Here is a 13,121-nt window from a genome sequence, read left to right on the forward strand (position 1 = left end):
TTCAGGCGTGCCCGGTCTGTTCGGCTGGGCAGCTCGAATGGCGGTTCGTGCACGAGCGCGCTGGTGTTCAGGTCAAGCGAGCCTCTAAAGAGTATATTTTTCTTGGTGCCAAGAATAAGGGATATCTGCAATGAGGCTAAGTGAATACGCAAAGTATGATGCCACCGGTTTGGCCTCTCTCGTGCGCACTGGCGAAGTGACTGCTGTGGAACTGACGCGTTTGGCCCACCAGGCCCACGACGAGCTGAATCCACACATCAATGCCGTTATCGAATTCTACGAAGATGCTGAGACGGTTGCTGGCGCGGACGAAGGGCTCTTCAATGGTGTGCCGTTCCTTCGCAAGGATCTTGGAGCCACCGAAGCTGGACGCCTCCAGGAGAAGGGAAGCCGCCTGTTCAAAGGCAATCGCTCCAACACCGACAGCTTTTTCTTTCGTCGTGCCCGAGCCGCTGGACTCCGCACTATCGGGAGAACAACAACGCCGGAGTTCGGCGCATCCGGAATGACTGAAACTATACTCAATGGGATCACCCGCAATCCATGGGACTTGAAACGCTCGACAGGGGGCTCGTCCGGGGGAGCCGCCGCGGCGGTGGCTGCCGGCATTACTCCAATTGCACATGCTTCCGACGGCGCCGGTTCGATTCGCAATCCTGCGTCATGGTGTGGCCTGGTCGGGCTGAATCCATCCCGCGGGCGCATTTCAGGTGGTCCGGATCGACAGGACTCATCATTTGGCCTCTCTCGAACGTTTGTTGTTTGCCGAACTGTGCGCGATATGGCCGCCGCGTTGGATGTCTTTTCCGGTCCCTATCCTGGCGACCCTTTTGTCATCGTCAAGCCGGATCGCCCGTATGTGGACGAGTTATCCCAGCCCACCGGGCGTCTGCGGATCGGGGTTGCGAGAACCAGATGGGGGGCGGTCGATATCGAACCGGAAGTCCTACAGGCAGTTGAATCAACGGCTTCACTTCTCGAGGAAATGGGCCATGTGGTAACGGACATCACGTCGCCATATGACACCGAAGAGTTTGTAAAAATATTGCTCGGCTTGTACGATCTCGACGCGAGTGCGCTTGCAACCGCAGCGCGCGATATGGGCCGTATAGTCAGCAGCGACACCTTGGAGCCAGTCAGCCTAAAGTTTTACGAAAAAGGCCGAAATCAACCTTTATCTATTTTAAAAGATGTACTTGAAACGATCCGGCGGATGAGCTTCAGCGTCGGCGAGGCAATCGATCCTTATGACATTTTACTCACCCCTACACAGCCCACGGTCGCCGTACCGCATGGCGGTATCTATTCTCTCCTGCACCCGACAATTTCCGCAGAAGAATTTGTTCAACAGGAACCGGCGCTTTACCAACACCTCGGTGTATTCAATGTGACCGGACAGCCTTCTGTGTCTTTGCCTTTGGCACAAAGCGCCAGCGGGCTGCCCATCGGACTGCAGGTCGTTGGCCGCTTTGGCGACGAGGCCACACTAGTCCGCGTTGCACGCGATCTAGAGGAGGCCAGACCGTGGAGCCGCCGACGTCCAGACGTCCTCGCCGGAAAACAGCTGACGGCAACCTAAGGATGCTGTCGTTAGTTTGCACCGGTTACGCCTATTCCTCCTTTTTTAAAGCTATGGTCGATGATCCCGCACAACACCTTGTCGTGGCGGGAACGGACCCCGGGCGTACGTTTGGGATAGGGGTGAGCCTGAGCGGATACCTCCAGAGGTCACGAAGCCACGTCAATGGTCAGATTTCCGAAGCGGTTTAAGGATCCCGCTGGCGGCTATCGTTTATTAGTGCATGGATCCTCATACGGTCGCAGCGAGATCGACCGTTGCTTCTTCGAAGACCGCCGTTTCAGTCGGCGGTGTGACGCGTTCACAAGTTCTACAGGTCGATTCCTATGACCGGTTTGCGTGTTCCCACCCATAGCGCTGCGAAAGTGACAGGATGCCCATGGCCGCGCGGTATCCCTGCTCCGGATGCGGCCGGTCGCGCATCATGCGCTCGACCAGAATGGCGGTGTTGGGGCCGATTGTGGCCGCCCGGCTGATTGGGTTGGCCGGCGACTGCCGCGCGCCAACATCCGCGGCAGCACCTATTGCCAGTGAAGGAAGGAAGAAAGAATGCTGACAAACCCCACCCTTGATCAGATGCAGGCCTCGGCCTGGCCGGCGTGGCCGCCGCCTGGCGGGAGCTGGCTGAACAGAGCAGCGCCAATGAGCTCAGCCGCGACGAGTGGCTCGGCCTGATGCTCGACCGCGAGGTTGCCATGCGTGCCGAGAAGCGCCTCAGGAACCGGCTCGCCTCCGCCAAGCTGCGCTTTCCCGAAGCTTGCATCGAAGACATCGACTTTGCCGCGTCGCGCGGGCTCACCGGCGCAACACCATGGCGCTCGCCCCAGGGCGAATGGCTGAAGGCGCATGAGAACTTAATCGTCACCGGCCAGACCGGCCCCGGCAAGTCGTGGTTGGCCTGCCTTCGGCCGGCAAGCGGCACGGCTCGATCATTCCGTGCTCTATGTGCGCGTGCCGCGCCTGTTCGTGAACCTTGCGCTCGCCCGCGTCGATGGCCGCTTCGCGCGCCTCATCGACAATCCTCGACGACTTTGGGACTCACAGCCTCACCGACCAGCAGCGCTTCCACCTGGATTTCCATGAGCTCACTGGAGCGGCAGTAGTCCTCCGGGGCAGAAACTCGTTTCCTTGCGACAAGGCTGGCCTCGTAACATGCCGCATTCCGGTGCTGGCGCTTTGGCAACGGCGTTGGGAAGAATGGGGAGCAGAATCTTCGAGGGGTACTTCTCTGAGTGGTAGACTCTATTAATAGAAATCGCGCCAGCCGGAAGGCCCCTGTTAGCGCTCGGAGCGCCGATGGTCAGCTCGAGACTATGTCCGCTCCGCACCACATGCGCGATCGGCCCGATCAAAGACATCCGTATTTCATAAATCTTTCCCGGTTCGAGTTTCTCGCTCTTACGGAAAGTAGGCACCACCTCGTCAGCGTGTGATTGCACTTCGTCAATCTCGCGAAATGATGCGCGTCGGAGGCCTGACTGGAGGAAGAGCACATTCCCGTCAGGACCAATGTCTTTCAGAGTTAATGCGAGGTCAGCGTCGTCTCCCCTATCGATCCCGAGATATAGCCTCACTTCGGGGTTTCCAAGCAGCGTCATATCCGACGTCGCCTGTGCCGATCTATAATTCAAAACACCGGTGGAACACGGCTCGACCGCGAATTGCTGATTGTCGCTGACCAGCTCTACACCTGTCGGGTACAGGTAGAGACGGGCGCCGTCGTCGTCTGGGCTAGGACCCGTATGGTCAGGGGACAGCTTAGCATCGGCCGTCAAATACAAGGGACGACGCTCGACAGCAGGATCCGGCCACCTCTCGTGATGTGTAACCCACCCAGCAACTGACTTCTTGGCATCTCCGTCGGGTACCTGAACTTCCCAATACACAGTCACCGGCGGTTCGTTTTCTATTCCATTCTTCACGCCCTTCACCCAACGGTCGAGGAATTTCATCCGCTCTGCATCTATAATGCTATAGCCGCGTGGTCCAAGCCCGGCGCTTCCATGATCCCCGTTTATCATAACGAGTTTCTTGTTCTTCACCTCAGCCATTTGCTGTGTGAATATTTTGAGGCTTTCGGCTGTAGCGCCGAAATCCTGAAACATGGCAACAATCAAGGTCGGGACATTGATCTCGCCTGCGACGTCAGGGCGGACCGGAGACACCAGATCCCACCATTCGTCCTTAACTGGGTGCTTTAGCATCTCGTCAAAAAACGGACGCTTGATTATCTGTCTGCCACTCTCGCAAATTTGATCGCATTGGGCATCACCTTCGTTGATGCGCCACTCCATGCCAGACAAAGGAATTAGGAACTGGGTTCTAAAGGCCCACTCTACAAGGGCCGGCTGCGCCACACCACCTAGGTACTCGTGATTTACGAAATCGTCTTCGACGCCCGTCGGCACGATAGCCCTCAAGTGGGGAGGGCGTTCTGCTGCGACCCAGAGCTGACTCGACCCCGCTGATGAGTTGCCAACCATCCCTACATTGCCGTCGCTCCAGGGCTGCCTAGCGATCCACTCTACCACTTCGGCGCCATGCACTCCTTCTTTTCGCGTATACCAATGGTCGATAATACCCTCCGAGCAACCTGTCGCGGTCATATTGGCGCCCACAAAAGCGTAGCCCGCGTCGAGAAATTCCTTCGCCTGTTGGAAAGGAGTCGCGCTTGCATTATATGGATCATACATGAACACGGTCGGGTAGCGGCCCGACTTGGGGCGGTATGAAATATAGGCGATTCGAGTACCGTCCTGCGTAGATACATAGCCGATGTCGCGAACTACGTCAGCTTCTGGGAAGGCGGCGGCCTGACCACTTTTCATATGTTTTACCTTTCCTGGTTTGCTTTCATCGGCGAGACGGTGAGCACGCAAACGCCCGGCCCGCCAAGGTACCACCAAGCTCCTGAGCTGGCGGCGCCCGCGCGCTGGGCGAGCGAAGCAAAGTGCCCCCACCATAAGGGTCACCGAGCACAAATGAGACAGCAGTCTCAGTATAAATCGCGCCCGCGATAAACCAGAGCACCGTTGGCTGCGACCTACGGGACGCGGTTTGGCAGGAGATGGCGTACCATGATGTTGACGTCGCTAGTGACAACCTTGGCGCGCTCACCGAATTGGCGTTCTCGCAATGACAGCATCTGGCTCCGAGCGATGCGTGTAATGAAAGTCCAGTTCGTCACGCCGACGACCAGAATGATCACGAAAAGAGCAGGACGGAACCTATGGTATGAGGAGGATCCGCCCGATGTGCCGGCTCATCTAATCTCCTTTTCCACTACGATATCTTAGGCCGGCTTCAGGCGATCGAAGGGAAAGTAGCTCCACATCGACATCATATCCTCGTTCCCCCATCCCTCGAAGCAATCCTTGCGACGGGCCTCGAGCACCAAGGGGTATGATAGGATGATGTAGGGCGCTTCGGCGTAAATAAGGCGCGCCGCCTGGTCTACCAACTCCCGGCTCTTCTTGCGGTCAACCGTGACCTCGACCTGCGACAGAAGTTGATCGAACTTCTCATTCGTCCAATTCGACGTGTTGTAGGTATCCTTGCTGCTGCCCAATGAGAGCAGGCTGCGAGCGCTGGGATCGCGCCAGCCCGCCTTAACGACCAGGTCCCAGCCTCCGCCGCCTTTTGTTGGGGCTGCCGTGCGTGCGTCAAGCGCGCCGGATTCGAGCTGGGTTACCGATACGGGTATGCCAATTTGTCCCAACCAGCCTGCAATAAGCTGTACGGCCGCGATCGGTATCTCAAGGGTGCCCGAGAGGGTTCCGGTAATCAGCTCTAGCTGGAAGCTGTTTCCCTCCTTGTCCTCCCGGATGCCGTCGCCGTTCGTGTCCCGATAGCCGGCGGCATCGAGCCGGCGAGCTGCCTCGGCGAGATCGAAGTGGCGCCTGATGTCGCTCAGGTCCGAGTAGTAATCGGCCGCGACCGGCATCACCAACCCCACGCCGGGGTCGGCGTGACCGCGGTAGGCCCGCTCAACGATAGCCTTCTGGTCGATCGCGTAGCCGATCGCATCGCGAAACGCCGCATCCTGAAGGGCTTTGGTGCTGCCTGCACCGTCCCCCGAGCCGGTGTTGAAGGCCAAATAGTCCCGCTGCTCAATGCGGGATTGACCGACCTCCATCGCAGAATCCTTCGACAGATCGGCCCACTGGGCAGGCGTGAGGCTGACGCCATAGTCGAGGCTTCCACTCTTCAGACCTTGAGCGATGGGATCGGCCACATTGAAGAAATGAAAGACCATCCCTGCCGTCGCCGGCTGCCCAGTGCGGAAGTACGGGTTCGGCGAGAGGCGGGCAAACTGGCCCTGCTGGAACTCCGAAACGATCATGGGTCCGGTGCCCACCAGCGGCGGATCATTGCGGAAGGTGCCCCGCGCATCGGCGTAGCTGACGTCCTTCCAGATGTGCTCGGGAACGATAAATGGCCCGCTGTCGATTGGCCAGCGAGTGGGGATCTTGGTCACGATTTGAAACGTTTCGTCGTCCAGGGCCGTTATCGATTGGACTTGGTCGAAGCCGGCGGTGCTACTAAAGCCGCTGTTCAGTTCGTCCGACTTACCCATGGAGCCGAGCAGGTAATTATAGGTGAACGCGGCGTCTCTGGCAGTGGCAGGCTTGCCATCCGACCACATCATGCCGGGCCAGATCTTGAACGTCCAGGTGATTTCGTCGTTGGCGACGGACCACGATTTGGCAAAGCCCTTTCGATCGTCGTGTCGCTGGGCTTCCACACCGACCAGGTAGTCATAAGTAAAGATGAGTGGCCACCAGTTGCTCCAGCTGGCAAAAGGGTTCAGCGAGTCGGGGGCGGCGATGGCGCCGACGCGCACGATGTGATCGCTGCAGGATGACGCGCCGAACGCCCTTGAGGTCAGGACCCAAGGCACCGCCGTTCCCATAAGCATCGCCTTCATGACGGCACGACGACTAAATAACCACTCCTTCATTCTGTCCTCCCTTTAGACCGGGCTTACGTGATGACCCGGCGGTTCCCCTTGTCATGCGGGTTTCAAAGGCCGCTCAGTGCCCGCTTCGTGAATGTAGCAGCGTAAAATGGCCATCTACTGCGAATACTGCCCAGTCGCGCAGGAACTTGGCGTGTTCTCGCTGTCCACGCATATTACCGGCGTGTTGCTGGTGGAGGTCAGAGATTCCTAACAACGCGATTTAGCGGGATCAGTCGAACATCAGCCTGCGGCTGTGACAGCCGTTGCGCTCCTCCATGCGAAGCTCGAACAACAGGAGGCCGAGGCGACGGCGATCGTTCAGGTCGAGCTCACCGCCCGGCAGGCTCTTTGCCTTAAATGGTAGGCCAACGGCAAGTCGATGAGAGCCATCGCGGAGCATCGATGGATCATCGACCTCGAATCCGCTAGCCGGAAGACGAACGGCGCGACAAGGCTGGCCTCGTAACGTGCCGCATTCCGGTGCTGGCGCTTTGGCAACGGCGTTGGAAGAATGGGGAGCAGAATCTTCGAGGGGTACTTCTCTGAGTGGTAGATTCTATTGATAGAAATCGCGTCAGCCGAAGGGCGAAGATGCGAAAATGATGCATTTTCGTCCCTTCTTCCACGGGCCGACCTAATATTCTACATATTGCCGAATAGGATACTTCGCCCTTAAACCGTCATTGGCTTTGCATACGAATTGCCGGCATCGATGCCCTGTGCTTTCAAAAACTTCCGGCGTGATGCCATGAACATGATCGTTTCCCCTCCGATGCTGAGGGCATTAGGCCGCTGGCTACCGGTCTCGCCCTTCTTGAGCAACTTGAGCAACGATAGACTTGCCACATTTCGCCTCCCCATTTCACCTCTATTGGGGCGGGTCGCCAAGAATCTGGGTATTGTTGAAAGTTATGACGAAAATAACGGAATAATCGTTTTGTTGATATTTCAGAGTGCCATCTGGAGCGCAAGCGCTAGAGCGGCCAAGCGTCCTTTTAGCGTCCATCTCGCTTCTAGATGACGACAATATACAAACTGCATTTGACGGAAGGCGCCCGGGTGAATGATGCTCGATTGCATAAGGCGCGAAGTTGCCATAAGAACTCGTAGTTGGGAACAACAGATGCAAAGCGTTGAGGCTTTCCGGGATCTCCAGGGCGAAGCAACCGAGTGGCGCCGCTACCTGCACCAGAACCCTGAGCTCGGTTATCACCTCCACAACACAGCGATGTTCGTGAGCGAGAAACTAGCTTCGTTCGGTATCAACCATATCGAAACGGGGATAGCTGAAACCGGTATGGTTGCACTGATTCAGGGCGAAGGCGGAGACGGGCCGACGATTGGGCTGAGGGCCGACATGGACGCCCTGCCGATTCTGGAAGATTCAAACAAACCCTGGTCGTCGACCATACCGGGGAAAATGCATGCCTGCGGCCATGACGGTCACACAGCCATGCTGTTGGGCGCCGCCAAGTACCTTGCGAGTACACGCAACTTCAAAGGCTCAGTTGCCCTGATCTTCCAGCCTGCAGAAGAAGATGGACGCGGTGCTCAGAAGATGGTCCTGGAAGGGATCATGGAGCGATTCGGCATTTCACAAGTTTTTGGCGTGCACAATTCGCCTGGGATGGAGATCGGGACGTTTGCCATTTGCGAAGGGCCTATGTCGGCGGCGTTGGATGAGTTCGACATCATAGTAAAAGGCAGGGGTGGTCATGCTGCCTATCCGCATCGAACTATCGATCCTATTGTTATTGCGGCCCAAATTATTGTCGGGCTGCAAGCGGTAGTGTCGCGCAACACTGACCCGACCGAGTCCCTCGTAATCACCGTTACCAAGTTAAACGCCGGTACTGCATACAACATTATTCCAGAGCATTCTGCATTGGCCGGCACGGTCAGGACGCTACTGCCCTCCCTTCGGGATTTGGCAGAGCGCCAGATTGAGGCGTGTGCGCAAGGCATAGCCCGGAGTTTTGGCGCGGAAGTTGAGTTCAAGTATCGGCGGCTTGAACCCATCATGTTGAACCACACTGAGGGGACGAGTCTGGCAGTCAAGGCTGCTCGCAGTCTTGTGGGGTTTGCTGCCGTTGACGATAAGATCAAGCCGAGCATGGGGTCGGAGGACTTCGCTTATATGCTTGAGGCACGTCCGGGCGCGTACATTTACCTGGGAAACGGCGCGACCGCTCCCGTGCACCACCCGGCGTACGATTTCAACGACGAAGCACTGCCATACGGCATCGCCTATTGGGTGAACCTGGTCGAGACGGCTCTGGCTGTTTGAGACTACGGCGCACGGCTGATCGCAAGAAAAAGGCGTCCCGTCCGGTGGCGGGAACAATGAGGGAGAACCACAATGAATCTTTCGACAAACCGCAGACGTTTCATTCAGGGCACATCGGCGATCGCGGCCGGCGCTATGTCTTTCAAATTCGGCCGCGCCGCCGCCGCGTCGCCGGGCGAAGTAACAGTAGCGCTCAATGGCGGAGATTACGCAAAGGCGTGTATCGAAGCCTTTGTAAAGCCATTCGAAGCCGAGACGGGAATCAAGGTGAACCCGATCACCGATCAAATCCAAACGTCCAAGCTTGAGCTAATGGTGACTACAAATACCGTTTCTGTTGATGTGGTTCCCGTGTTCCCAAATTTCGACATTCTAGCTGCTGAGAAGGGCTACCTAGAGAAAATTGACTATTCGATCTATAAGAAGGACGAGCTGGACGCAATTCTAGACTTCACCAGAACACCCCACAGCGTCGGGGCGATCGTATATGCATACTGCATGGTTTACAATACTGAGAAGTTTCCGGCGGGCAAACCGCGCCCTTCTTCGTGGTCTGAATTCTGGGATACCACCAAATTTCCTGGAGTTCGGACGCTGCCATCCGGCCAGAACGGAGAGGTCCCTTTGGAGGAAGCTCTGCTCGCTGACGGTGTGCCTGCAGAAACTATCTACCCTATAGATATTGACCGTGCTTTTGCTAGCCTTGACAAGATTAAGCCGCATATTCGTAAATGGTGGGCGACGGGGTCCGAGGTTCAGCAGATGATGCACGATAAGGTTGTGGACTTGGCGGAATCTTACGATGGCCGCGCGATAACACTGATTGAGGAGGGAGCTCCGCTCGAAGTTAATCGAAACCAGCAAAAGATCACTTGGGAGGGTTGGGGAATTCCAAAGGGCAGCGCTAATGTGCAGAATGCACAGAGGTTTATCGAGTTCATCACACGCGCCGAGAGGCAGGCAGCATTCGCCAAACTTATGCCTTTTGGTCCGGCAAATCGAAATGCCTATAAGCTGTTGCCGGAAGATGCTGGAAGGAAATTTGCCGGCCATCCTGACTACGTGAAGTCTAGCATTGTATTGGACCCCAAGTGGTATGCTGAGGCTGGATCAGACGGCTTGACAAACTTGGACCGGGTTATTCAGCGTTGGAATGGGTGGGTCCTCCAGTAGTCAACTAATGGGCGGCGGCATCCAATCGGTCGACTTACACAACCGAGTTCTAGGCGGAGCCGTTATGCCGCCGCCTCCCCTTTTGGAAGCTGTACGTATTGCGGCCGCTTCCCAGGCGTACTGGAGAATCCACATCGTGACGTCACATCTTAAGAGCACCCGCCTGCCAATTGCGGAGAATGAAGCGTGGACGCACCGGGTTCCTGCACAGATTGAATTCTGCAGCGTTACCAAGATGTACGGGTCGGTCGCGGCGGTCAAGGACTTGTCACTTGCAGTTCGTCGCGATGAGTTCTTGACCATTCTCGGGCCAAGCGGGTCGGGCAAGACCACAGCTTTGATGCTGCTGGCTGGATTCGTGGCGCCCACGAAAGGCGACATCCTGATCGCCGGGAACTCCGTCGCCTCAGTCCCCTCCTATCGGCGTGACCAAGGCATAGTTTTTCAAAGCTATGCGTTGTTTCCGCATCTGAGCGTGCGCCGGAACTTGGAATTTCCGCTCGAAATGCGGGGCATGAAGGCCGCCGAGAGGGCAGTGCGGGTAGACTGCATGCTTGAGCGCGTACGCCTGAAGGAGTTTGGCGGCCGCATGCCGTCGCAACTGAGCGGCGGTCAGCAGCAGCGCGTTGCGCTTGCCCGCGCGTTGATTGCCGATCCGCCCGTCCTCCTGCTCGACGAACCGCTCGGCGCCCTGGATCGGAACCTTCGCGAACAGATGCAGGGCGAGATCAAGCGCCTGCACAAAGAATTCGGCAAGACCACCATATGTGTGACCCACGATCAGGAGGAGGCGCTTACGCTGTCGGACCGAATTGTCGTCATGCGGGACGGGCAAATCGAGCAAATCGACACGCCGGAAGCCCTCTACGACAGGCCTGCGTCGCGCTTCGTGGCCAAATTTCTGGGCGAGGCTAACATGCTCGAAGATGCCGGTTTCATGATCGAGTCCGACACGGTGCCGCGGAACGGCACTGTCGCGATGATCCGGCCAGAGCGTATCTGCATCGCCGCCCCCACGGCGCCGAAGCGCACCGACGCGGAGCAAAGACAGTCTGTAACCGGCACCGTGGAAGACATGATTTTTGCCGGGCCGTTGCGGAAATACCATGTGCGGGTCGGGAGCACCGTGCTCATCGGGCGCGAGCATGTCGCCGCAGGACAGCAGACCTTCCGACCTGGCGACGAAGTGCGCCTCGAGTGGCTGCGGTCAGACGTTCGCTTTGTCACTGCGTGATGTGCTGAGGGACCACCGATGAAGACGTTGCGAAAACTCGGTCGAATGCCCATCGTGCTAACTGTGCCTACCCTTGCCGTCCTGCTTGTTGTCTTCGGTATACCCACCATCCAGCTTTTCCTGACTAGCCTCAATGCGCCAGCCCTTTCGCTAGCCAACTATCAAGCTTTTTTCAGCCAGCCGGCGAATATCCGTGTGCTCTTTCAGACCGTCGAGATCAGTGTGGTGGCGACTGCAATCTGTCTCCTCGTCGGCTATCCCACGGCCTATATGATCGTGGTCGCCTCGAGGTATGTGCGGATGTCGCTCATCGTGCTCGTTATCGTCCCCTATCTGACCAGTGGTTTGGTACGGACATATGCATGGATCGTAATTCTTGGCGATCGCGGCCTCATCAACAATCTGTTGCTCGACATCGGGCTTATATCAAGTCCGCTGCCACTCATCTATAACCGCGCCGCCGTCTATGTCGGCATGGTGCACATCATGCTGCCTATGATGATCCTGCCTCTGGTCAGCGTCATGATGGGTATCGACAAGTCACTGATGGCGGCAGCCCGGAGTATGGGCGCACGGCCTTTTACCGCCTTCTGGCGCGTCTTTTTTCCGCTCAGCATGCCGGGCGTGCGCAGCGGCTCCCTGCTGGTTTTTGTGATCTGCCTCGGTTTCTACATCACGCCGGCCGCCCTGGGCGGGTTGAGAGACGCCATGCTGTCGACCTTCATCGCGTCGCAGGTCCAGACCTCCTTTGATATGGGGCGCGTCGCGGCCTCGGCGTTTATCCTTCTAGCCGTTGGCGTTGTCGTGGTATCCGTTGTTGGGCTTGATCTTTCGCGTGCGCAGGACCCAACGACGCAGCGGCCGCGGAGGTTCTGGCTGAGTCTTTCGCCTTCTTTGGGCGCGCCGAAACGCTGTCTTAGCCAGTTTCTCGCCCCGCGTCGGGCAAAGCGATGGACGGCACGACTCTACCAGGCCGGCGGTGATAGCCGCTGGTCGAAGATCGTCGGCACGGTGTTCCTCGTGCTAGTAATGTTCTACCTGCTATTCCCGGAACTTCTCGTCGTTATTATGTCCTTCAGCGCGGGGAAATTTTTGGAATTCCCGCCGTCGGGCTTTTCCCTCCAGTGGTACCGCTCCTTCTTCAACGATCCGTCCTGGTACAACGCCGCTTGGACAAGCATTCAAATCGCCTTGGTGGTTGCCACAGTGTCGACAATCGCCGGCACGCTTGCGGCCTATGGCCTTAACGCCATGCTTCCGCGGGTGCGCAGCTTCCTGACCATGATGATCCTGACACCGATCACCATTCCGGTTATCGCCGTCGGCATATCGATCTATTTCGGGCTGATCAAACTTGGGCTACTCAACTCGATAACCGGCATCGTCTTGGCGCACACCATTGGTGGTATCTGCTATGTCGTTGTGATCGTTTCCGCTGCGTTAGTGAATTTCGATCCTCGGCTCGAGCAGGCGGCTAAGAGCATGCGTGCGGGACCGCTACGCACCTTCATGCGTGTGACGCTGCCTTTGATCCGACCGGGTATCATCGGTGGCGCTATATTCGCGTTTCTCGCCTCGTTCGATGAACTTGTCATAACATCGCTGATAGCCGGACCGACGATCCGAACCTTACCTTTGAAGATGTGGGAGGATGTTCGGCACCAGGTCGATCCGACAATTGCCGCGGTGGCAGCGCTACTGATGGCTCTGCCTGTGTTCTGTCTATTCGTTTTCTACGCCGCGGGTTGGCGGTCCGGTCCGAGAGTTCTGCGCACGCTCTCGGAACGAGCGACTTGAAGGCTGAAGTCGGAGATGTTTACCTTGACCCGAACAAACCGTTCTGGCCCAAATGGCAGACGAGGTGCAATTGTCGTATTGGCTTTGAACA

Annotated in this window: 8 protein-coding genes; 6 read left to right on the top strand and 2 right to left on the bottom strand. The window is 57.3% G+C overall.

Translation table 11 applies throughout. From position 1 onward, the window contains the following. Positions 1 to 130 precede the first annotated feature (130 nt). Both P3C39_RS31395 and P3C39_RS31400 read left to right on the top strand, forming a co-directional pair. Complete coding sequence (locus P3C39_RS31395; RefSeq protein ID WP_127383243.1) at positions 131 to 1,579, top strand: amidase; 1,449 nt, start codon at positions 131 to 133, stop codon at positions 1,577 to 1,579. 599 nt (positions 1,580 to 2,178) lie between these two features. Next, entirely contained in the window at positions 2,179 to 2,682 is a 504-nt protein-coding gene (locus P3C39_RS31400; protein WP_275954949.1) for an ATP-binding protein, read from the top strand. On the opposite strand, the gene P3C39_RS31405 is transcribed toward P3C39_RS31400, so the two are convergent. Further along, positions 2,665 to 4,407: a CocE/NonD family hydrolase gene (locus tag P3C39_RS31405; protein ID WP_127808938.1), complete on the bottom strand. Its 1,743-nt coding sequence runs from the start codon at positions 4,405 to 4,407 to the stop codon at positions 2,665 to 2,667. The two genes, P3C39_RS31400 and P3C39_RS31405, sit on opposite strands and share 18 nt — an antisense overlap. A gap of 464 nt (positions 4,408 to 4,871) precedes the next feature. Beyond that, positions 4,872 to 6,539, bottom strand: a complete 1,668-nt coding sequence (locus P3C39_RS31410) for an ABC transporter substrate-binding protein (protein WP_127808939.1) — start codon at positions 6,537 to 6,539, stop codon at positions 4,872 to 4,874. Positions 6,540 to 7,662: 1,123 nt separating this feature from the next. Here P3C39_RS31410 and P3C39_RS31415 point away from each other — a divergent pair. The 4 genes from P3C39_RS31415 to P3C39_RS31430 all read left to right on the top strand — a co-directional run bounded on the left by P3C39_RS31415 (position 7,663) and on the right by P3C39_RS31430 (position 13,030). Beyond that, positions 7,663 to 8,826, top strand: a complete 1,164-nt coding sequence (locus P3C39_RS31415; RefSeq protein ID WP_127808941.1) for a M20 aminoacylase family protein — start codon at positions 7,663 to 7,665, stop codon at positions 8,824 to 8,826. 72 nt (positions 8,827 to 8,898) lie between these two features. Continuing rightward, positions 8,899 to 9,999 (top strand): ABC transporter substrate-binding protein, encoded by a 1,101-nt coding sequence (locus P3C39_RS31420; protein ID WP_127383225.1) that lies wholly within the window; start codon positions 8,899 to 8,901, stop codon positions 9,997 to 9,999. Positions 10,000 to 10,135: 136 nt separating this feature from the next. Further along, a complete protein-coding gene (locus P3C39_RS31425) occupies positions 10,136 to 11,233 on the top strand; it encodes an ABC transporter ATP-binding protein (protein WP_127383226.1) in 1,098 nt (365 codons plus the stop codon). An 18-nt stretch (positions 11,234 to 11,251) separates the two neighbouring features. Next, entirely contained in the window at positions 11,252 to 13,030 is a 1,779-nt protein-coding gene (locus P3C39_RS31430) for an ABC transporter permease subunit (RefSeq protein ID WP_127808943.1), read from the top strand. The last annotated feature ends 91 nt before the right edge of the window (positions 13,031 to 13,121 follow it).

Source organism: Mesorhizobium sp. XAP4, assembly GCF_029269325.1.
In the GTDB taxonomy this organism is placed as follows: domain Bacteria; phylum Pseudomonadota; class Alphaproteobacteria; order Rhizobiales; family Rhizobiaceae; genus Mesorhizobium; species Mesorhizobium ciceri.